Annotated in this window: 12 protein-coding genes; 9 read left to right on the top strand and 3 right to left on the bottom strand. The window is 41.7% G+C overall.

Annotated features, from left to right (window positions below):
• Positions 1 to 208 precede the first annotated feature (208 nt).
• The 3 genes from E2I05_RS18400 (at position 209) to E2I05_RS18390 (ending at position 7,628) form a co-directional block, all read left to right on the top strand.
• Positions 209 to 4,294 (top strand): superantigen-like protein SSL4, encoded by a 4,086-nt coding sequence (locus E2I05_RS18400; protein ID WP_133309798.1) that lies wholly within the window; start codon positions 209 to 211, stop codon positions 4,292 to 4,294.
• Positions 4,295 to 5,262: 968 nt separating this feature from the next.
• The gene (ltrA, locus tag E2I05_RS18395) at positions 5,263 to 6,543 is read left to right on the top strand and encodes a group II intron reverse transcriptase/maturase (protein WP_133309797.1); all 1,281 of its coding nucleotides are present in this window, start codon (positions 5,263 to 5,265) and stop codon (positions 6,541 to 6,543) included.
• A gap of 200 nt (positions 6,544 to 6,743) precedes the next feature.
• A complete protein-coding gene (locus E2I05_RS18390) occupies positions 6,744 to 7,628 on the top strand; it encodes an alpha/beta fold hydrolase (protein ID WP_121854739.1) in 885 nt (294 codons plus the stop codon).
• Between the two features lie 536 nt (positions 7,629 to 8,164).
• On the opposite strand, the gene E2I05_RS18385 is transcribed toward E2I05_RS18390, so the two are convergent.
• Together E2I05_RS18385 and E2I05_RS18380 are read right to left on the bottom strand one after the other, a co-directional pair.
• On the bottom strand, positions 8,165 to 8,611 hold the full coding sequence (locus E2I05_RS18385; RefSeq protein WP_121854740.1) for a TIGR02444 family protein: 447 nt from the start codon (positions 8,609 to 8,611) through the stop codon (positions 8,165 to 8,167).
• Complete coding sequence (locus tag E2I05_RS18380) at positions 8,604 to 10,511, bottom strand: ABC transporter ATP-binding protein (RefSeq protein ID WP_121854741.1); 1,908 nt, start codon at positions 10,509 to 10,511, stop codon at positions 8,604 to 8,606. Before E2I05_RS18380 ends, E2I05_RS18385 begins: the two co-directional genes overlap by 8 nt.
• Positions 10,512 to 10,646: 135 nt before the next feature.
• Here E2I05_RS18380 and E2I05_RS18375 point away from each other — a divergent pair, with 135 nt between their 5' ends.
• From E2I05_RS18375 to E2I05_RS18360, 4 genes are all read left to right on the top strand, one after another.
• The gene (locus E2I05_RS18375) at positions 10,647 to 10,856 is read left to right on the top strand and encodes a YheV family putative zinc ribbon protein (protein ID WP_243641138.1); all 210 of its coding nucleotides are present in this window, start codon (positions 10,647 to 10,649) and stop codon (positions 10,854 to 10,856) included.
• 816 nt (positions 10,857 to 11,672) lie between these two features.
• Positions 11,673 to 13,493 carry a heme ABC transporter permease/ATP-binding protein CydD gene (gene cydD, locus E2I05_RS18370; protein WP_121854742.1) on the top strand — a complete coding sequence of 607 codons (1,821 nt, stop codon included), beginning with the start codon at positions 11,673 to 11,675 and terminating at the stop codon, positions 13,491 to 13,493.
• On the top strand, positions 13,486 to 15,231 hold the full coding sequence (cydC, locus tag E2I05_RS18365) for a thiol reductant ABC exporter subunit CydC (RefSeq protein ID WP_121854743.1): 1,746 nt from the start codon (positions 13,486 to 13,488) through the stop codon (positions 15,229 to 15,231). The genes cydD and cydC overlap by 8 nt, the downstream gene beginning before the upstream one ends.
• 43 nt (positions 15,232 to 15,274) lie before the next feature.
• A complete protein-coding gene (locus tag E2I05_RS18360) occupies positions 15,275 to 16,111 on the top strand; it encodes an SDR family NAD(P)-dependent oxidoreductase (protein WP_121854744.1) in 837 nt (278 codons plus the stop codon).
• A gap of 687 nt (positions 16,112 to 16,798) precedes the next feature.
• Here E2I05_RS18360 and E2I05_RS18355 read toward each other — a convergent pair.
• Positions 16,799 to 18,466 (bottom strand): ankyrin repeat domain-containing protein, encoded by a 1,668-nt coding sequence (locus tag E2I05_RS18355; protein WP_121854745.1) that lies wholly within the window; start codon positions 18,464 to 18,466, stop codon positions 16,799 to 16,801.
• A 1,233-nt stretch (positions 18,467 to 19,699) separates the two neighbouring features.
• On the opposite strand from E2I05_RS18355, the gene carA reads away from it, so the two are divergent.
• A complete protein-coding gene (carA, locus tag E2I05_RS18350; RefSeq protein ID WP_121854338.1) occupies positions 19,700 to 20,845 on the top strand; it encodes a glutamine-hydrolyzing carbamoyl-phosphate synthase small subunit in 1,146 nt (381 codons plus the stop codon).
• A gap of 28 nt (positions 20,846 to 20,873) precedes the next feature.
• Positions 20,874 to 24,098, top strand: a complete 3,225-nt coding sequence (gene carB / locus E2I05_RS18345; protein ID WP_121854337.1) for a carbamoyl-phosphate synthase large subunit — start codon at positions 20,874 to 20,876, stop codon at positions 24,096 to 24,098.
• Positions 24,099 to 24,234: the final 136 nt, after the last annotated feature.

The following is a 24,234-nucleotide window of genomic DNA, read 5'->3' as shown; positions in this document are numbered from 1 at the left end:
TATTTACAGAAAATTTACAGAAGTGCATACCGTTTTAAAGAGAAAAGAAGTTTTCTTGAATAACGAAAAATTGAGAATATTAACTTTGTACCTTCGAATGCTTTTTTGTAGAACAAGGATAAGAACAAAAAAATATCGTTTACATTTTAACATTTGTATTCATCAGGGTACCTGGAATTAAGCAACGGCTTAATAATAGGGGCATACTATGTGTACATCTAGGTTAACGAATGGAACTTTACCAGCTTTTTATGAACATCAAAATGTTGCTGTTGACATACCTCCTGAATCACTCTCACAAAAAGATAGCGCTTCACGAACCAGCTATAGAAATACAGCTGGCAAGTATATTTACGACTACGCAGTTTCAACCGCCAAAAATGTAGCTGTAGGAGCCGGAGTTGCTGTTGGTTTAACCACAGTACTTGGCACCGCACCTGTATCAGCAACGGCTATAGTTGCTGGCGCGGCAGTATCGTCTGCGGTGAAGCTATTTTGGAAAGAGTCTGGAGCTGGAAAAGTCGTCAATGACTCATGCGGAGAACAATTAGGTGCTGTAGTTAATACCATCGCGATAGCCGGTGCGGTCGGTTATAACAATCCTGACTCAGTAAAAAAAGTGGCTTCTGCAGTAGTCGGAGCGGCTAGCGGTTATGTCGGTAATTATGTCAGTAACAAAGTACAAGATAAACTCGGTGTAAAAGAAGACAGTCCTTACCGTGCAGCGGTAAATACCGCAGTAGGTTTTGGCTCATCAGTGGCTGGAACCATATTAACGGATAAAGCGATAACGGCCATAGAAAACTGGCATAGTGAAGCTCATAGTGCAGAGCAGCAGCCAAACAGCCATTCAAAAGAAAACAAAGAAACTGCGGCTGAAAATATTAATAAAGCCACAATCGCACAAACAGAAGATTCAACTAATGATGCATCTGGAGATAATGAGGTATTTAGTGATGCTTCAAGCGAGGTCAGCGATTTAAGTGATGTTGATGCCCTTGATGATATCCCAGATGCTGAATTTTTTGATGCTGTTGAAACAAAACAACCTGACGCCAAGGAGTTTGAGGTTCATGCTAGGGAAGTCAGGCAAGCACCAGTGACACCAACTTCACCAACCACAACAGCAACTTCACCATTAGACGGTCTTCCTGTGAGGGAGTGTCAACCCTTGCGATATAACGCAACAGGTGACTTTTGGTATGCTACTCGAGTTGGTAATGGGCAGGGAGTCGTTGAAGTACCAAATAGTGATTGTCAAATTTTTACGATTGAACCAGACCATCCACATACATACAGTTGGTGCAGTGGACCAGCGAGGCATGAAGGCCATTTTTCTCATAACTACAATGTGAAATGCACGAATGGCAAATTAGGAAGGCAAATTTCATTCAATGGCCTTGGACGAACCGCTTATAGTCCACCACCACTTCCATACGATTGCAGTAATAAATATCACAGTCACTCCAATAGCAATCCATGGGGATGGTGCAATCCTAACGAACCAAGTACCCAACTACCCTATCCAGCAGGCGTTACACCGGATCCTTACATAATATTTAATCCAACCTCTCAACCTGCAACCACTCCACCACCAGCGACACCTCCGCGAGCAACGACACCTCCGCCAACGGAAGCAACTTCACCATTAGACGGTCTTCCTGTGAGGGTGTGTCAACCTCTACAGTACAACCAACAATATGATTTTTGGTATGGGGTGCTAAATTCTAGCAATATACCTGTTGAAGTGCCTAACAGCGAATGCATGCTTCAAACAATAGCCTCCCCTGGATATCTCTTTAACTCTCCTGATCCATTATATTGTTGCTTCGGCCCTGCAGACAGCGCTGAATATCCCACTGGACCTGAGAATGTAAGGTGTACTAGTGGCAAACTAGGGCGTGGTGATATTCTTGGAGCAACATGTGCTAGTTACCCAAGTAGAGTCGTACGAAACCCTCAAGGCGACAGACCTCCATACGAAAACAATTGTGCAAATAAATATATCAGAAGAAGAGGTTACAGGAATGGTAACCCATGGGGGTCGTGTAATCCAGATGAACCTGGTACTCAAAAACCTTTTCCAGAAAACGTTACGCCAGATCCTGATATCATAACACAAGCACCAACAACTACTTCACCATCGACAACTGTGCGAGTAACGACACCTCCGCCAACGGAAGCGAGGACAACTGTACGAGTAACGACACCTCCGCCAACGGAAGCGAGGACAACTGTACGAGTAACGACACCTCCGCGAACGGAAGCGAGGACAACTGTGCGAGTAACGACACCTCCGCCAACGGAAGCGAGGACAACTGTGCGAGTAACGACACAAGCACCAACGGAAGCCGAAACCACTCAGGAAACAACGACACCTGCGACAACGGAAGCCGAGACCACTCAGGAAACAACGACACCTGCGACAACGGAAGCCGAGACTACTCAGGAAGCAACGACACCTGCGCCAACAGAAGCCGAGACCACTCAGGAAACAACGACACCTGCGACAACGGAAGCCGAGACTACTCAGGAAGCAACGACACCTGCGCCAACAGAAGCCGAGACCACTCAGGAAACAACGACAACTGCACCAACGGAAGCTGAGACCACTCAGGAAACAACGACAACTGCGCTAACGGAAGCCGAGACCACTCAGGAAGCAACGACACCAGCGCCAACGGAAGCCGAGACCACTCAGGAAGCAACGACACCAGCGCCAACGGAAGCGAGGACAACTGTACGAGTAACGACACCTCCGCCAACGGAAGCGAGGACAACTGTACGAGTAACGACACCTCCGCCAACTAAAGCTAGGACAACTCCACGAGCAACGACACCTGCGCAACTGATAACTGAACTAGACGTTGAAATTGAGGATACTACTTCACAATTGAGTACAACGACCAAAGCAACGACAGCTCCAACGGATGAGGTTACAGTTCAATCAAAAGTTCATGAATTCTCAAGTTTAGAAATTGCAGGTATTGTTGGAGGCACTGGTGCAGGTAGCGCTATAGTGGCGACAACAACAAGCATTGCATGTATAAAGATAAAACAAAAGATAAAACCCGCTCCTACAAAAAAATCTTATACTCCTGAGCCTGCAGGAAATACTCCAGTTCCAGTTCCAGCTCCTGCTCCAGTTCCTAAACGGGCCGCGTCATATGAAACTACCTCAGCAAGTATGAACCGCGAAAATGGACCCCATATTTACTCTTCAATTGATGATTCGGCAACGGTTAGAACGTCCTTTCAGGAAGACGCTGATGACGGTGAATATTTTGAAATGAAATCGTCTCAACCTCCATACATGGGACTACAACATACCGACTCCCACAGTAAACGCCCTGTATATCAAGGTACCACAGCGTATGGTAACCTGGCGGCTGATCAACAAATGCATAAAGAATATGGGAATATTCCTATCCCATATGACCGCAGAAAGGTATACGCGAACACTTCTGGCAGTCAAATTGCTGAATCTGCACTCCACGGTAATGATACTGGTAGACAAAGTGTGAACCATGTTCAAGAAGGTGATTATTCATATGCAAGAGGGGCGACTTTCAATTCTGGGAATGTGCCTTCATCCCATGAGGGAAGGCACGTTTACAATTCTGCTGCTCAAGGGGCTACGGCTAGTAAACAACCTGCGCTCCACGATACAGATAGATATCGTGCGAAGCTTGTTCAAGAAGGTTATTACTCTCGCCCAAGGGCTACTACTTCCGATTTTGGGAGCGGGATGTCATCCCATGGGGGAAGGCACGTTTACGAACGTGTTCCTTATGATACTGCGGTTAGCAAACAACCTGCGCCCCACGGTAATGATACTAGTAGACAAGGTGTGAACCATGTTCAAGAAGGTTATTATGCTCGTCCAAGGGATGCCACTTCCTATTCTGGGAACGGGACTTCAACGCATGGGGGAAGGCACGTTTACGAACGTGTTTCTTATGATACTACGGCTAGCAAACAACCTGCGCTCCACGGTAATGATACTAGTAGACAAGGTGTGAACCATGTTCAAGAAGGTGATTATTCATATGCGAGGGAGGCAACTTTCAATCCTGGGAATGGGGTTTCATTGCATAGTGGAAGGCACGTTTACGATCCTGTTGAACATGAGGCTAGAGCTAGCAAACCTGCACTACACGATCCTGATAGACAAGGTGCGAAGTTTGTTCAAGTTCAAGAAGGTCATTATGCTCGTCCAAGGGATGCCACTTCCAATTCTGGGCATGGGGAAAGGCACATTTACAAATCTGCTGCTCATGAGAGTACGGTATAAAATAAAAAAAGTTATGATTTTTAGACTACAAGATTCACTTCTAATCGCTTAGTGACAGTTTACAATTTGGCATTAAGCGGTTTTTGTAATTTATTTTATTACCTACATAAGGAGGATAGTCTTAAACCTAAAAACATCAGTTGAACGCTGAGTATACGCGTAACTATTTGAGCAATATGATGACTTTATTATCATGTTTTTCACCCAATGAGTGAAATGCTCTACGCTCACAAGCTTGCTAAAATGGCTGCTATCTGCGTTGTAACTTTTGCAAGTAGAATAACTACTTGCTGCAAGCTACGCCTTAATATCAGCATTTTTCCTACGCTTGAGAACGCAGTCAACTGATGTTTCTAGGGAGCGCCACGAAGCGCTTTATTCTGTTGTGGGATTTGTCTCAACGTATACGCAGCCAAGCGATTACATGGCCATAAACCAGAGACAGCAACGTTATTATTTATAATAAGTCCATCAGGTTGAAACGTACCTGACGGGATAATTACCAGTTCATCCCGAAATCTGACGGGCATGCATAATGGGTAACCGCTATGACATGAAGCCCTGTGACAAAGGCCTTGAATAAAGGTTGAGATGCAATGTAGGCCGCAGCATCAAGCGAATTCAGTTAAGCGTCGTAAATCAAAAAATGAAGATGGGGAGTCTTTCCTAGTTGACGAACCCTGACACAAACAGAGAAGCAACTGGTAAATGCATCTGTTTGATCTTCCGGCGTAATATGAAGTGGCATGTATTGAAGGAAATAAAGTGAACGTGGGAGAGCCTGAGTGTTGGAAGGTAGTGACTTCCACTATCCGAATATAAGGTAAACCGAAATTTCAGATAGGGCGCTCAGGCAGTCGGATGAGCCCATAGTACCGTTAACCGTGAAGACAACATAACTTCACATCAGGGAAGGGGCTCAGTGTTACACCCGTTTTTTAACGTAACTTTTGAGGTGAAATTGCCATATGGCTAACACTCCAGTAAATATCAGAATATTACAGCGAAAACTTTACTTACGCTCAAAGCTTAACTCGGAGCTACGATTTTACAGCTTGTACGATAAACTCAGTCGCCTAGATATACTCGAAGAAGCCTATCGACGATGCAAAGCCAATAAAGGCGGAGCAGGAATTGATGGCATCACATTCAGTTGTCTAGAGCAGCAAAAGAAAGTCGTTGCGCTGTTAAAAGAAATTCAAACTCAATTACAACAGAAAAACTATCGACCTAGCCCAGTCAAACGAGTAGAAATACTCAAAGACAACGGCAAAACGCGGAAACTTGGGATCCCGATAATCAGTGACAGAATTGTGCAAATGGCGATGACAATAGTGATGCAACCCGTCTACGAACCTCATTTACATGAACACAGTTATGGTTATCGTCCATGTCGAAGCGCCCAGCAAGCGGTAAAAGTCATTGAAATGAGCCTAAAACAAGGCTACCAGCACGTACTCGATGCTGACTTGAGTGCCTATTTCGATACCATCCCGCACGCTAAGTTGATGGCAAAAGTAGAAAGGCGAATAAGCGACAGCAGCTTTCTGAGTTTGCTGAAAAGCTTTATCAAAGCGCCCATCAGCGTAGAGACGGTCAACAGAAAATGGCGAATAGAAGCAAGCCGATGTGGCACTCCGCAAGGCGGAGTTATCTCTCCACTACTGGCTAACATCTATCTCAACGATTTCTGTTTGAAAATACACGAAAAAACACCGTGTAAAATCGTTACCTATGCAGATGATTTTGTTGTACTTCATAAGCAAACCTACACACAAGAGCAACTGGACTGGATAACACAGCAATTAAGTGATGAAGGTCTGAAGCTAAATCAAAGTAAAACCCACTGTGTGGATATGGGAAAGCTGATGAATGAGTTTGATTTCCTCGGTTTTAACTTTCAACGGATCACAGGCCTCATCAAAGGCACCAGTTACATCAAGATACAGGCGTCTAAGAAGAGCCAAACAAAGCTGAAAAATAAAATCAGAGACATAGTGAAACACCGAACCTCAAATACACTTGGCGTACTGATAAATAAGGTTAATCAAGTTCTGAGGGGATGGAAACACTATTTTGGTGGGATAGGTTATCCCAGAGGTGTATTTTTCAGAATAAATGGATTTGTAGTAAACCGGTTCTATCGCTGGCATCGTCGCTTAAGTCAACGTCGAAGCAAGTATCTATCACGAGGTGCTTACGAAAAATTACGCCAAGCTGGTCTTGAGTATTTACCCACGACAAGATGATAAGCAAAGTGAAGGGGCTGAGAGAAGTGTAACAACAGAGCCGTGTGAGGGAAAACCTCATGCACGGAATCGAAGAGGGGCTGCTGGATAAGCGATAGCGAAGCCAGTAGCCTACTCTACTTGAATCCTAAAAGAATTAACCGTGGCAAGCGGCATGAGATTGATTTCAAATAGAATTTTAAAACTTTTATGGTGATTTTATGAAAACTATTAAATATTTTATTCCCGTGGTTCTTTTTTTATTCACCTTTGTTGTTAATGCTAATGAGTCATGCATTAAAGTAGATACATTGGGCTCAACTCAAAATAAAAATATTATTTTTATTCTTGGCTTTCTAAGTGACTCAAGTGTGTGGGCTCCCATTGCTAACTCACTTTCGAAGAACAATAAAGTGTATTTGATGAATATATCAGGCTTCGGGCAAACGCCCAGTTGTGACAGGTATGGAGAGATATATACAGCGGCGAAGAGTGACATTATTGATTTCATTAAAAGCAATAATTTAACTAATACAATCGTAATTGGACACAGTATGGGCGGCCTGATGGCACTTGATATTGGTTTAGATAACGAACTAAAACTTGCTGGGGTGTTATCTGTTGACGGCTTACCATTTTTTGGCCCAGTACTTACTGAAACGAACTCTACGCAAGCCACTAGTTTAGTTTACCTAGCCAAAAGATTAAGAGCGCTTTTAGATTCTGCAAGTCATGTTGAATTAGAACTGCTCACATTACTATTGAAGAATGAGTTAACCGATAATAAGGATAAACTTAGCCAACTTGGCCTTATGGCACGTAAATCAGATCCAAAAACAGCGGGTAGTGGAATATACAGTGTTTTAACCACTGACCTACGCCCTAAGTTATCTACACTTGAGGTTCCCTATTTACTTCTCGGTGCAACTGGAGCTTGGAAAACGGAAGATGCTAAAAACAAAATGGCTGGTATTTACAATGAAGAAATAGAAAACACCCAATTAGGTGATGTTGAAATGAATACTCAAGGAAAGCATTTTTTGATGTGGGATCAACCTCAATGGTTATTGAATCAAATTAATAATTTTATAGCCAGCCTTAATTAATATGGGCATAACATCAGGGTAAACCCATTAGTCCGTCATTTTCGTGAAAACGGAAATTCAGTGACTTTGGGTATTCAAATATCAGGCGCTAGATGACCGACATACAAAACCAGCGTTCAACGCACTTCGTGCTTTTGTCGGGATAACTCAAGTGCTTGTAACGCAGTAATGTAACCCTTTAGTCTTGCCCTTCGGGAGCTTGTATGTGCTCAAATTACTTCTCAAAACTGTCTTGACTTAGCAATGTAATAACGACAGTTTTGTACGTCGGTAACAACTATGTCTTCATCAATTTCGATTGCACTTTGCGCACATACATAGCTCTGAGTTGAGCATTTAATGATTGCTCAGGTTAGGGAGCTAGCGATTTAGAAAGTACCAATCTTTGTCATACCAGCGAAGGCTGGTATCCAGTGACTTTTTACAGAAAAAAGCAAAGACACTAGACTACCGACATACAAAACTGTCGTTACTTCGTTTCCAGCCTGCGCTGGAGTGACGAGAACTCATCGGTATACTTTCTTCCGCAACTTTCCTTAGTTAAAAATCACATCGTGCTCTGTCAGATTATAGATACTGAGGTAATTGTTCAGGTTAGAGCTCAAACTGTCGGGATAGCAAAGTTGTAGTTTATACGAGATCAATCGCTGAGATTTGCGTTCCATCAACAATTCTAAATCAAGCATTTGCTGATATTCATTTTCATTTATCATGGGTTTTGCGAGTTTTCTGAGCCTACGGAACGGCAGGAGAATTTTGGTTTCCCATTGCTCAATCGCTTTAATGAATGATTGCCATTGCTCAGTGCTATACTTTTCATGACAGTGATTATCTAAGTGATGAGCAAGCAACAATAAATTCACATTGATGCCAAACTCATCTTGTAGTGGCAAACAAACTGTTTGATTGCGCGAATATGTGTGTTCGCACTGCTGCCAGATTGCAGTATATTCAGTATGTTGATCATTACTTGAACTATGCATTTTCAACCTCTGATTCAATCTGTTCAATTTGCTCTTGAATGTCTAACCATTCCATTTCACTTTCTTCAAGGGTTTGGGTGAGCTTAACTTGCTCTGCGAGTACTTGAGTTAAAGTAGCTTTATTATCATCTTCGTAAATATTGCTATCCGCTAATTGTTGTTCAAGCTCTGCAAGGCGCTCACTGGCTTTTGATTGCTGCTTTTCAAGTTTTGTTTGCTGTTTTTTAAACGGCGATAACTTAGTTCTGAGTTCGGCTTCAAGTCGTTTGCGCTCTTTTTTATCAAGAGTAACAGATGAGGTATTATTGCTGGAGCTGCTATTGTCGAGCTTAGCGGCCTCTAACATCCATTTGTGATAATCGTCTAAATCACCGGCAAAAGGTTGTACCCGTCCAGAATCAACAAGGTAGTAATCATCACAAGTGAGTCTTAATAAGTGACGATCGTGAGATACAACCACCATCGCACCTTCAAAGGTTTGTAGCGCCATGGTAAGTGCGTGGCGCATATCTAAATCTAAGTGGTTGGTCGGTTCATCTAACAACAGTAAGTTTGGACGTTGCCATACCAAAAGAGCCAATACTAATCGTGCTTTTTCACCGCCGGAAAATGGTCTTACGGGCGAAAGTGCCATATCGCCATTAAAACCAAATCCACCAAGAAAGTTGCGTAGTTCAAGTTCTTTGGTATCAGGGGAAAGGCGTAGTAAATGCTGCATTGGTGTATCATCGAGCGATAAAAACTCGATTTGATGCTGAGCAAAGTAACCAATATTAAGGCCTGGATTCGTTTGGTAACTGCCAGACATGGGCGCGAGCTGACCTGAAAGCAATTTAATGAGCGTTGACTTACCCGCACCATTTCGGCCGAGTAAACCAATACGCGCACCGGGCACTAAATTTAACTTTACTGAGTTTAGAATTGGAGATTCACCATAACCAATTTTAACTTGCTCCATGGCAATTAAAGGGTTAGGCAAGGCTTCTGGCGGTCTAAAGCTCATTTGGAATTGGCTGTCAGCGTGGGAAGGCAATAATTCCGTCATTCTATCTAAGGCTTTTAAACGGCTTTGGGCTTGTTTGGCTTTACTGGCTTTGTAGCGAAAACGATCAACAAAAGACTGCATATGCGCTCTTTCTACTTGCTGACGTTCGTAGGCAACTTGTTGCTGTGCCATTCGCTCAGCGCGGACTCGCTCAAAACTGGTGTAATTGCCTTTATAGTAATTTAGTTTCTGCTGCTCAACATGCACCACTTCATCCACAATTTCATCGATGAAATCGCGGTCATGACTGATGAGTATTAAGGTGCCTTGATAACTTTTAATCCAACTTTCTAGCCAATAGGTCGTGTCTAAATCCAAATGGTTCGTAGGTTCATCGAGCAAGAGTAAATCAGAGCGACACAAGAGTGCTTGGGCAAGGTTGAGTCGCATTCTCCAACCACCAGAAAAACTTTTTACTGGATCGGCTTGTTTGTCTTGGTTAAAACCAAGGCCTGCCAGTAATGTTCCAGCGCGTGCACGAATACTGTAACCACCAATCGCGTCTAATTTGCCGTGGATATCAGCGATTTTATGCCCGTCGTCATCGACTTGAGCTTGATGCAGTGCTTTTTCAAGTTGACGAAATTCGACATCACCATCGAGCACATACTCAAGAGCACTGATATCTAATGCAGGTGTTTCCTGTGCAACAGAGGATAACTGCCAGCCAGAAGGTATGCTGAATTCACCTTTATCAAGGGATAACTTCCCTTGAATCAATGCGAGTAGCGATGATTTACCACAGCCATTAGCGCCAACTAATCCCACTTTATGACCGGGATATACAGTAAGAGAAGTATCATTAAGCAGAGTTTTACTGCCACGGATGAGTTGTGCTTGAGATATGGAAATCATTTCTGGCGACTTACTAGAGTGAATATACGAAAGGGAAGATTCTATCCTAGAATCAAAACCTAGGTAACAGAAATCGCTATCTTGTGGCAAAATAGGATTAATTTACTTGAACTATAACGTCAGTATGACTTCACTATGACCCAAACCCATAAAAGAATGAAGAAGCGTTTTGTTGCTGGTGCTCATTGCCCTAAATGCAAAGCAAAAGACAGTATTGTGCTATTTAAAGAAAATGATATCGAGACAGTTGAATGTGTTGAATGCGATTATCGGGATCAACAAGTTGAGGCAAAAGTAGCAGAACAATCGTCTGGACAAGTTATTGGTGTGTTTAAGCCAGACTAGGGGCTGTTTATCTTTCGTGATTATTTTTGCAGCGATAAATTGGTCGTTTTATACAAGACAGAGCTTGTGCGGTTTGGTTATTATCGACATACAAAACTGTCGTTACTTTGTTTCCAAATAAGAAAACGATAACGCAGCACCTTTTATTTAGAAAGAGCGACCAATTTACGCTCTCTCTTTTTTCGATGCTTTTGAGCGTTCACTGTTCTGTGTTGTAACCCGTTTACTTAGATGACTAAGCTTCACTGCTTACGCCTTGAACCTAAATATATCAGTTGAACGCACAATTTAACTTCAATAGATTAAAGCTAAATTGTGCGTTCAACCGATTTATTTACCGTGAAAATAGCCGCTAAGGGATGTCGCAGTTCAAATAATACCAATTTAAATTTCAACGCTTAATTTGTCATACCTGCGAACGCAGGTATCCAGCGACTTGTGCCCAAATTAACCAAAGACTCTGGACTCCTGCGTTCGCAGGAGTGACGATAAAATTGGTATACATTCTTCCGCCACGTCCCTAACACCTATTCTCAAGCCTGTTAGTGAAAGCATAAAAGCTAAAAATCACTTCGCCTTTAGCTTAGGTTGGAAATAATCTTCAAATCTCAGCGAATACAATTTTCATGGTGTAGGGTGATAGAAAAATAGTAGCCAAAGTAAACGCATATGACATCTATGCCTATCATGAACGTTTAGGTTAATATTTCGTTTCAGTGATATTTGCACAAAGCGCCTGTTGAGGTGCTTTTTTATGCCGGTAAATCATTAAATTACGTGTATGCTTTTATCTGACACTCAAATATTACTCACTCAATGAATTTAGAAACAGAAAAAGCTCTGCTTGTATGGCTTAGAGCACAAAAAAAACTCAGCCAACACTATGGGGCAATATCTGCATGGCTTGGTGTGGTGCAAGGGATTTTGCTTGTTTTGCAAGCCTACTGGATTGCAACGAGTTTAGATGAAATTATCATTGAGCAGTCACAGCAAAACCTCAATAGCCACTTAATCTGGATTGCGGGGTTAATTATGTTGCGGGCAATCACAGGTTATTGTCGAGAAACAGCCAGTTTTATTGCGGGGCAGAAAGTCCGTCAGCAATTAAGACTGAGTGTACTGGATAAATTACAGCAACTTGGGCCTATCTTTGCGAAAAGCAAACCTGCAGGTCATTGGAATTCAATGTTGCTTGAGCAAGTCGAGCAAGTACAAGATTTCTACAGTCGTTATCTCCCGCAACAAACATTGATAGCCTTTACGCCACTTATCATTCTGATGGTTGTTTTTCCACAAAGTTGGGTAGCAGGTTTAATCTTACTGGTGACAGCACCTTTAATTCCGCTGTTTATGATCCTTGTTGGACGGAATGCGGCTAAAGCGGGACGAGCACATACTGTGGCATTGCAACGATTGACGAGCTATTTTGCTGATCGTTTGGCTGGCTTATCAACGTTAAAATTATATTACCGTTATCAAGCGGAAGAAAAAGCTGTGGCACAGGCGTCCGACGATTATCGAAAACGGACTATGTCAGTGTTGAAGCTTGCTTTTTTAAGCAGTGCTGTTTTGGAATTTTTTTCAGCGGTGTCGATAGCCGTTTTAGCCGTTTATTTGGGCTTTAGCTTTTTAGAATATCTCGAAACTGGTTTCTACGGAGTAAAAGTGACCTTGTTCAGCGCTATGTTCATCTTGATATTAGCCCCTGAATTTTATCAGCCTCTGCGAGATTTGGGCAGTTTTTATCATGCTAAAGGTAATGCTGTTGCCGCCAGCGAGTCCATTGTGGAGTTGCTAAATATGGATGTTTCTCAGCAGGGTGAAAAGGCAAACAACCCATTTAATTCAAATGAAAAAATAACTATTAAAGCAAAAAACTGGCTAGTGCAAAGCCATGATGGGAAAACATTGCTTGGGCCGATCAACTTCACTTGGCAATCCGGTGAGCGCATTGCTATTGTCGGGGAAAGTGGCTCTGGAAAATCAAGTTTATTATATGGGTTACTTGGCTTTTTACCCTATCAAGGCAGTTTACAAATAAATGACATTGAATTAAGTCAAATGAGTTCAATGCAGTGGTATTCACAGTTAAGTTGGGTAGGGCAAACACCAGAGCTACTTTTTGGAACGCTTATTGATAATTTACTACTGGCCGATACTGAAATGACCGATGATGATATGTGGGAGTTATTAGATAAAATCGGTTTAAAGGAGTTTGTACAGGCTCACCCGAAACAGTTACAGCTCGAAATATCAGAACAAAACACAGGCTTATCAATCGGACAAGCTCAGCGAATTGTGTTGGCTCGTGCAATAGCTAAAAAAACTCAGTTGCTGGTGGCTGACGAGCCAACGGCTGCGCTTGATAAATGCAGTAAAGCAATTGTGTGGCAGACGTTGATGGAGCAAGTCAAAAGTACAGGTTGTTTTATTGTCAGCCATGAATTGGATAAACTTGAGCAAATGGATGGTGTTTGGGTCGTCGAGCATGGAGAAATTATAGAGAAAGGTACTTATGAAGAACTAAGTGCGGTAAATGGCGCTTTTAAGGCGTTGCTCAGCGCACAAGTTGCACACTTTTCACTGAGTGGCGCGAGTTTAAAGGAACAAGCGGTAGAGGGAAAAGCTAATGATTAATTCCTCTAAGCCGCGAAAAAACTCGACATCTGAACACAAACTGAGTGAGCTACTCCCTTTCATCCGTATGTTTAAACAGCAGTGGACATTAATTAGTTTGGGCATGTTATTAAGCATGCTGACATTAACGGCGGGAATAGCGTTATTAGGGTTGTCAGGCTGGTTTTTAAGTGCAACCGCGCTGGCAGGATTAACGGCTTTAGGTATCAAGCAATTCAATTTTTACACTCCTGCGGCTGGAGTGCGATTTTTAGCAATTGTAAGGACTGTGGGGCGCTACGGTGAGCGATTGGTTACCCATCAAGGTACACTACAAATTTTAACTCAAATTCGTATCTGGTTATGGCGACAGCTGCAACGCTTGTCTATTTCGCAAGTCAGTAAGCTGCGTCGTGGTGATGTACTTAATCGTTTATTGACAGATATTGATACGTTAGATCAACTATATCTGCGTATTCTCGCACCACTTATGAGTTACTTCATACTGTCGTTATTCTTTTCGTGTGTTATTGGCTTTTGGGACGAACAGCTTGCTTGGATAATCGGCTTAGGACTCTTATTTATCGGGGTGTTGTTACCTTTCGTAGGCTATTTAAGTGCACAAAGACCAGCCATCGCGGTAATTGAAGCAAAACGTCAGTATCGAATTGAGTTATTGGACTTATTGACAAACCAGCTTGAAATAACAATGTATGCTGCACTAAGTCGATACCGCAGCAAAATTGAGTTAACAGAACAGCGGCTTTATCAAGTGCAGCTTTGGTTAATACAGCGAAATGCTTTGCTGCAAGCTGGGCTGATCTTGTTGCATGGTCTAATACTCATTGTCGCACTCTATTTTGCGGGTAATGGGGCTATTGCAGGTTCAATATCAGGCCCCGTTTTCGCCCTCATTGTATTTGTGATGATGGCTATGATGGAGTTGCTAATACCACTGTCTCTTTCAAGTCAGCAATTATCAGCTTGTGTGCTTGCAGCCAGTCGAATTAACCAACTAACCGAGCAACACGCTCAATTTGAATATGGCTCAGTCCAAGAGCAAGCAATAACTGGGAATTTGAACATCCTTGATGGCTACTTTGGCTATACAGATGAACAAGTTGTGCTCAAAAAATTGAATTTATCAATTTTAGACAAACAGAAAGTGGCTTTTGTAGGACATTCAGGCTGCGGGAAGTCAACGCTGTTAAAGCTTTTGACTCGTCAGCAAAATCTACAATCTGGCACAATTCTATTGGATGGTAAGCCGATAGAAAGTTATAGCGAGTTGGCATTATCTCAGTCGATTACTTATGTCGAGCAAAGCGCACAAATATTTTCAGCCTCACTTAAAGATAACTTGCTCATTGCGTTAGCAGATGGGGAGATAGTGAGTGATAAAAAGTTAATTAGTACCCTTCGACAAGTGGGACTTGAAAAGTTATTAAATGATGATGGATTAGATTTATGGATTGGTGATGGTGGGCGGTTATTATCAGGAGGTGAACGTCGTCGTATTAGTATTGCGCGGGCACTGTTACGAACAGCACCAATTGTGTTATTAGATGAACCCACAGAAGGGCTCGATCTCAATACTGAAAAACAAATACTCGAATTAATTTTTGACGTTTGGAAAGATAAAACAGTATTAGTGGTGACCCATAAAACATCAGTATTTCCATTTATTAATGAGTGGCATCTAATGGAAAATGGAAGGTTATTGAATCTAACGGTTGCACAAGGATTGAACAATTGTTAAAACTGAAACAGGTAACAACTATTTACCCATAATAAGGATAAATATGCCAGTAGGTGTAACCCAAGAATCGATTGTTCCTACCGTGGTTATTACTGGAGCATCAAAAGGCGTCGGCGCGGCATGTGCTCGATTATTTGCTCGAACCTACACAAATGGCATTAATTTAGTTGTAGTGGCAAGAGAAATTGCTGGGCTGCGGAAAATAAAAGATGAACTTGCAGAGTACTTAAATTGTAATGTATTGATGGTTACTGGTGACATCGGTATTAGAGCTTGCTGTAATCACATTATCAACCAAGCAGTATCAGAATTTGATGGCATTGATTTTTTGATAAACAATGCAGGCTTGCATCACCGTGGTGATTTTGAAGGGCGCTCTGCGATTGATGTTGCTGCTATGGTTGATGTTAATTTAAAAGCTCCGATTTACCTTACTGCGATTGCACTCCTTTATATGTCGAAAACTAGACCTTCAGCTATTGTAAATGTTGGCTCACTGGCAGGACGAGCCCCACTTCAAGGTGCAGCCGTTTACAGTGCAACGAAAGCAGGGCTTCGTGCGTTTACCTATGCAATGGCTGATGAATTACAACACAGCAACATTAAAATTGCGGTGGTGTCTCCCGGCCCTATTGACACAGGTTTTATCATGGATGAAATTGATAGTGTCGAAGATATTGTTTACTCGCAACCGATGAGTTCGGCTGAGCAAGTGGCAGAAGCTGTACTGGCATTAGTGGTTGGGAAAAAAACAGAAATTTCAATACCGTGGTTGAGTGGTAAGCTCACGACATTGAGTTATTTATTTCCTAAGTTTAGAAGGCTTACCCGCCCATTGCTTTATTGGCTTGGAGCGAGAAATAAGCGCAGCTATAAATAACCTAATGTGTGATTATTACTCCTTGAATTTGCTTGTTTCGTCATTCCTGCGAAAGCAGAGAACCAGCGGTTTTTCATTTTTAGAGCAACATTTTTAGAGTTAAAAGGCACTGGATTCCCGCTCAAAACATGCGGGAATGACCGCCGTTTAACCGAGAAGCATCAGTTGACTGCGTTCCCAAGCGTAGAAAAAATGGCTGATAGCAGCCACTTTAGCAAGCTTGTGAGCGTAGAGCACTTCACTCATTGGGTGAAAACCATGATAATAAAATCATCGTATTGCTCAAACAGTTACTCATATATTCAGCGTTCAACTGTGTTTTTAGGTTTAAACCTAAATATATCAGTTGAACGCACAATTTAACTTTAATCTATTGAAGTTAAATACAAGATTAAACAACCCGAATTCACCCATCAGGTGAGTGCTGAACATTCATATACTTGCCAAAATCACCGCTAGCTGCGTTATAAATTTTGCAAGTAGAAACGAAGTAACGACAGTTTTGTATGTCGGTAACCACTACTTGCTGCTATTCATGCCTTGCTATCTGTAATTTTTTCTGCGTATATGAACGCTCCTAACCGATTTATTTAGGTTAAAGCTTCAGCAGCGAAATTAGCCTGCTAACATACTCTCAAATTTCAATCCATCTCTGCCAAAAATTAATCACACATCAAGGTATAAATACTATTTAACTTTATTCCTAATATATTTTAAAATTTTTGTTTTCTCCTTATCTGTGTTGTCCCTTTGAGAAGCTTGTGTTTGCAACTCACTTTTTATTGAATCATTAGCTACACTCATAGAATTAAACTTATGAAGCATTTTTATCGCCTCTAAGCTTCCATGTCGGCACGCCTCCTCTAAAGGCGTTTTATCCGATTTACTTTTCTGTGTAAGCAAATTTTTGAGTGTCGTTCTATGCATACTTGGAGTCGAATCTGTGAGAGTTAAAAGATACGCAAGTGTTTTAGGTGGTTTTGCGAGCACGGCTTGATGCAAAATATTTTCATTACTATAATTTACAACATTCAGTTTTATGTCTTTTTCTTCGATTAACATTTTTACAAAATCATTTTGACCATGATTAACTGCAACCATGGCCGGGCTGTTTCCATGTATATCTTGAATGTTCCAAACTGCACTATGACTCTCAATTTTCGATTGCTTTTGAGCCTCTAATGCTTCGATATCATTTCTTGCACTATTTATAGTTTCCTTTTTTTGTTTTTCTGAATCATTAGGTTCAGCTATAGCAGCATCTGAAGTTTTTATTGCTGACGCGTTAACTTGTGAATTGCTACTTTCTGCTGATGTACTGCTACTTTCTGCTGATGTACTGCTACTTTCTGTTGTTGCGCTGCTACTTCCTGAAGATGTAATGCTACTTCCTGAAGATGTAATGCTACTTTCTGATGTACTACAGCTTTCTTCTGTTGTAACGATAACTTCCCATGCTCCCTCTCCCTCTCCGTGTTCATGTAAACTCCAACCTGCAACGACCCCATCATTGGTAATTTCCTCCCAATCGCTCATCTCACCATGCCAAGCCGATAGTGATGATGTAATCATTTCTTTTAGTGCTTCTATATTGCCTAATTTAGCCGCTTGATGCAGTGGAGATGTTCCGTCTACACGCAATTTAGCAAAGCTGGTTGTACTTTCATCTACTGAAGACTCTGCACTGTCAGAAGTTGTTTGAACCATTGAAGCGTAAGGCTGTTTAAGAAGCTCTATTGCCGTTAGGTTGGTGGAAATGTGTGCGTTATTTAATGGAGATTTTCCATTTGCGTCACCTTCAAACAAGTCGCTATTTTGAATGTCTTGAATCAAAGCTGTTACTAGCTCATTTTTATGATGAATGATTGCTAGCTGAATAGGTGTGTTTTTTTTGATAGGTTGGCTTGGAGTGGTAACTGTTCCTATGAAGCTTTTTGCTTTTTCGTTTGCTCTAATACATGAAGCCTTAGCTTCTTCGATGCTGTCAGCGCTTCTAGGTAGTGCAGTAATTAGCATCTCTAACTTATCAAAGTCTGATAAATTGCTAGAAAGTGTTTGTAACATAGTATTAGTTATACCTGTTAGCTCTTCACATAATTGCGTTCTTTCAGCATGGCTCAGTTCACCATTGTAGTTATCTCTCGTTAAATTAGTTAAAGTTCGCCATCCTACAAAGCTAGAAAAAGGGAGGCCGTTTGGACATAGTTCAGAAGTACTTCTTTCGAGCGTTTGTATATTATCGGCGAAAGCAGTTAACTTTGATTGCTGCTCTGGAGAGAGCGAAACTTCACTAGTTTGACCTTCAAATTGTGAAGATGCTGGAGAATTTATAGGTGAGCTAGGTTCGAATGCCATAAGTTGCAAGTCCACAGTTAACGGAACAGGTAGTTAACCTAAAACTAGTTTAAATTCTCACTGTGGAATATTAAAACAATGTTAATTTTTGTTAATTACATAAGAGTCTGTTGATCTTTCGTGATTGTTTTTGCAGCGATAAATTGGTTATTTTATGCAAGGCAGAGTTTGTGAGGTTTGGTTATTATCGACATACAAAACTGTCGTTACTTCGTTTCCAAATAAGAAAAACGATAACGCAGCACCTTTGATTTAGAAAGAGCGACCAATTTACGCTGTCTTCGATGCTTTTGAGCATTCACTGTTCTGTGTTGTGACCAGCTAACTTAGATGGCTAAGCATCACTGCTCACGCTTTGAACAGATAAATGCTCAAATAGCACAGAATTTAATCCTGAAAGATCAACAGACCCTAGCTTTATCCTAGAAACATCAGTTGACTGCGTTCTCAAGCGTAGAAAAAATGGCTGATAGTAAGGCGTAGCTTGCAGCAAGTAGTTATTCTACTTGCAAAAGTTACAACGCAGATAGCAGTCATTTTAGCAAGCTTGTGAGCGTAGAGCACTTCACTCATTGGGTGAAAGCCATGATGATAAAATCATCGTATTGCTCAAACAGTTACTCATATACTCAGCGTTCAACTGATGATTTTAGGTTTATCCTAGAAACATCAGTTGACTGCGTTCTCAAGCGTAGAAAAAATGGCTGATAGTAAGGCGTAGCTTGCAGCAAGTAGTTATTTTACTTGCAAAAGTTACAACGCAAATAGCAGTCATTTTAGCAAGCTTGTGAGCGTAGAGCACTTCACTCATTGGATGAAAGCCATGATGATAAAATCATCGTATTGCTCAAACAGTTACTCATATACTCAGCGTTCAACTGATGATTTTAGGTTTATCATTAGATAAAATTATTTTTTGAAATATAAAAGTATTCAAAAGATAATTAAAAATTTAAATAGTTTTAATAAAAAAAGCATTGTGCAACTGAAAAGAAAGAGTGTTTATTGAAAAATATTATGTTTTTAGAGCTGCTTTTACTTAATTGATTGTTTTTGTTGTAGTATTTTTTATTTTATTAGAAATGATGATTCGACAGGATTTGTAGACGACTTCACATTTGTCATGTAAAATCTGCGCAATTTGCCAAAATTTCACTATGTAGTGAAAGTTGGAAATTCAACAATAAATAAAATTTTATAATTTTCAGTTACTTGGCTCTATCGGAGGTCGCGTTGACAAAGTCTGCCTTACTCGTACTCGAAGATGGAACTGTTTTTTCTGGCACTGCAATTGGTGCTGATGGTATCGCAGTTGGAGAAGTTGTTTTTAACACTTCAATGACAGGTTATCAAGAAATATTAACAGATCCTTCTTATTCTCGACAAATCGTCACCTTAACCTACCCCCATATTGGAAATACCGGCACTAATAAGGAAGATACTGAATCTGATAGTGTGCATGCTTGTGGTCTTATTATTCGTGATTTACCCCTACTGGCGAGTAATTTCAGAAACGAGCAATCTTTAAGTGATTACTTAAAGGCGAATAATGTTGTTGGAATCGCCGACATTGATACACGAAAACTGACTCGAATTTTACGAGAAAAAGGCGCTCAAGCTGGTTGTATTCTTGTTGGAAATGCTGATGAGGTGAAAGCGCTCGCTGCGGCGAAAGCCTTTCCCGGCCTTAAAGGCATGGATCTTGCCAAAGAAGTCACAACAAATGAAGCCTATCAATGGCGTAACGGTAGCTGGCGTTTAGTTGGAGGCTTGCCTGACGATACGCCTGAGTCACAATTAAAGTATAAAGTTGTTGCTTACGATTATGGCGTTAAGCGTAACATTTTACGCATGTTGGTTGACCGTGGTTGCGATGTTACCGTTGTTCCAGCGCAAACGCCTATTAGCGACGTGCTCACGATGAATCCTGATGGTGTCTTTTTGTCAAACGGTCCCGGTGATCCTGAGCCATGCGATTATGCCATCAGTGCGATTCAATCGTTATTGAAAACAGACATCCCAGTCTTCGGCATTTGTTTAGGCCACCAGTTATTGGCATTAGCTTCTGGCGCGAAAACACTGAAAATGAAGTTTGGTCATCATGGTGCTAATCATCCTGTCAGTGATATTAAACGCGGGACGGTAATGATCACTAGTCAAAACCACGGTTTTGCGGCAGATGAAGCGACATTGCCAGACAACATTGAAGTAACACATAAATCATTGTTTGATGGCTCACTGCAAGGTATCCATTTGACGGATAAGCCAGCATTTAGTTTCCAAGGCCATCCTGAAGCTAGCCCGGGCCCTCATGATTGCGCTCCATTATTCGACCATTTCATCGAATTGATAGAACAATTTCGTCAACACGCTAAGTAGTAGATCCATCTAGGAAGGTAGAGTAACGATGCCAAAACGTACAGACATAAAAAGTATTTTAATCCTAGGTGCAGGTCCAATTGTGATCGGCCAAGCATGTGAGTTTGATTATTCAGGTGCACAAGCGTGTAAGGCGCTTAAAGAAGAAGGTTATCGAGTTATCCTAGTGAACTCGAATCCTGCAACCATTATGACTGATCCTGAAATGGCTGATGCGACCTATATCGAGCCAATTCATTGGGAAGTGGTTCGCAATATTATTGCCAAAGAAAGACCTGATGCTGTATTGCCAACAATGGGCGGCCAGACAGCGCTTAACTGTGCACTTGAGCTTGAAGCCAAAGGTGTACTGGCCGAGTTTAATGTTGAAATGATTGGCGCAACCGCGGATGCGATTGATAAGGCAGAAGATCGTAGCCGTTTTGATAAAGCCATGAAAAATATTGGGCTTGAATGTCCACGTGCTGATATCGCTCATACTTTAGAAGAAGCGCACGGTGTATTAGAGCAAGTAGGTTTTCCTTGTATTATTCGTCCATCATTTACTATGGGTGGCACTGGCGGCGGGATTGCTTATAACCGCGAAGAATTTGATGAAATTTGTACAAAAGGTTTAGAGCTTTCACCCACCACAGAATTGCTCATTGACGAATCTTTGATTGGTTGGAAAGAGTATGAAATGGAAGTGGTGCGGGATCGTAATGATAATTGTATTATTGTCTGTGCGATTGAAAACTTTGACCCAATGGGTATCCACACAGGTGATTCAATCACAGTGGCACCAGCGCAAACGCTAACTGACAAAGAGTATCAGTTAATGCGTAACGCTTCTCTTGCGGTATTACGTGAAATTGGTGTGGAAACTGGTGGTTCAAACGTACAGTTTGGTATCAACCCGAAAGATGGCCGTATGGTGATCATTGAGATGAACCCTAGGGTATCTCGCTCATCGGCTTTAGCTTCGAAAGCGACAGGCTTCCCGATTGCGAAAATAGCGGCAAAACTGGCTATTGGTTACACCCTCGATGAATTAATGAACGACATTACAGGTGGTCGCACGCCGGCATCATTTGAGCCTGCCATTGATTACGTAGTGACTAAAATCCCGCGTTTCAATTTTGAAAAGTTTGCTGGTGCTGACGATCGCTTAACGACTCAAATGAAGTCCGTTGGTGAAGTAATGGCTATTGGCCGAACTTTCCAAGAGTCGATGCAAAAAGCATTGCGCGGTCTCGAAGTTGGAAAAAATGGCTTTGATCCAATTACAGATCTTTCCGATAAAGATGCCTTGTCAAAAATTCGTTATGAACTGCAAGATGCAGGGGCCGATCGTATTTGGTATATCGCTGATGCCATGCGTGTTGGACTTTCGGCTAGCGCGATTCATAAGTTAACCCGAATTGATATGTGGTTCTTGGTGCAAATTGAAGAGTTAATTCAACTTGAAACTAAGCTACAAGAATCATCTCTCAGTGAATTAAATGAAAACGTACTGCGTAAACTGAAACGTAAGGGTTTTGCGGATGCACGTATCGCTGACATACTGAATGTATCGGAAGCAAACATTCGTGATTTGCGCCATGACTTTAACATTCTACCTGTCTATAAGCGTGTTGATACTTGCGCCGCTGAATTCTCTACCGATACGGCTTACATGTATTCAACCTATGAAGAAGAGTGTGAGGCATTACCTTCAAATCGTGACAAAGTTATGGTGTTAGGCGGCGGACCAAACCGTATCGGTCAAGGCATTGAGTTTGATTACTGCTGTGTTCACGCGGCGTTAGCATTACGTGAAGATGGTTATGAAACCATCATGGTGAACTGTAACCCTGAAACCGTTTCAACGGATTATGACACGTCTGATCGTTTGTACTTTGAACCAGTTACCCTTGAAGACGTATTAGAGATTGCACGTATTGAAAAGCCAAAAGGTGTTATCGTGCAATATGGTGGCCAAACGCCATTAAAACTAGCTAAAGCCTTGGAAGAAGCTGGCGTTCCAGTCATTGGTACGAGCCCAGATGCAATTGACAGAGCTGAAGATAGAGAGCGTTTTCAAGTTACCGTTAATGCGCTTGGTCTTAAGCAGCCTGAGAATGACACGGTCACCACAGTTGAAGATGCAGTGGCAACCGCTCAACGCATAGGCTATCCATTAGTTGTGCGTCCATCTTATGTATTGGGCGGCCGTGCAATGGAGATCGTATACGACGAACCTGATTTATTGCGCTATTTCAACGAAGCGGTGAAAGTTTCTAATGACTCACCGGTATTGCTTGATTACTTCCTAGATAACGCCATTGAAGTTGATATCGACGCTGTTTCTGATGGTGAAACTGTGGTGGTTGGTGCAATTATGGAGCACATTGAGCAAGCGGGAGTTCACTCAGGTGACTCTGGCTGTTCTTTACCACCCTACAGCTTAAGCCAAGATATTCAAGCTCAAATGCGTGAGTACGTTCGTAAACTTGCATTGGAACTAGGTGTTGTAGGCTTAATGAATGTGCAGTTTGCCGTTAAAGATGACGAAATCTATATGATTGAAGTCAATCCTCGTGCTGCTCGTACTGTACCATTTGTATCTAAAGCTACGGGCGTTCCTTTGGCTAAAATCGCGGCTCGTGTGATGGCTGGTCAAAGCTTGAAATCACAAAACTTCACTGAAGAAGTTGTTCCTGACATGTTCTCAGTAAAAGAAGTGGTGCTGCCATTCAGTAAGTTCCCAGGTGTTGATCCATTGCTCGGCCCTGAAATGCGCTCAACCGGTGAAGTCATGGGAACGGGTGTTACCTTTGAAGATGCTTATGCTAAAGCGCGTTTAGGTGCTACATCTGAAGTACCTAAATCTGGACGTGCTTTATTGTCTGTTCGCAATAGCGATAAAAAGCGTGTAGTCGAACTTGCTAGCAAGTTACTTGAACTTGGTTATGAAATTGATGCCACTCATGGTACAGCCATTGTATTAGGGGAAGCCGGTATTAACCCTCGCTTAGTAAACAAAGTACATGAAGGGCGACCACATATTCTTGATAGAATTAAGAATGGTGAATACACCTATATGGTGAATACGACAGAAGGTCGTCAAGCCATTGAGGATTCACGCCAATTACGTCGTGGTGCACTACGTCATAATGTGAATTATACAACGACATTAAATGCTGCATTTGCAGCCTGTATGTCTCACAGTGCAGATGCTCGGATGAATGTTCGTTCAGTGCAAGAGTTGCATGAGATGATCAGCAACGCATAATGTTATACCCGTGATACTTGAAGATGTATCTTCAGGTAACACGGGTACAATTGTTGTATTTATGTATAAAGGCTGCATTTATACAGTCTTTTTTGTTTATATTTTAAGCAAAAACGTAAAATTAGGATCATACTGA

The organism is Parashewanella spongiae (assembly GCF_004358345.1).
GTDB lineage: Bacteria > Pseudomonadota > Gammaproteobacteria > Enterobacterales > Shewanellaceae > Parashewanella > Parashewanella spongiae.
Note: the sequence above shows the minus strand (reverse complement) of the source record. Positions and strands in the feature narration are given on the sequence as shown.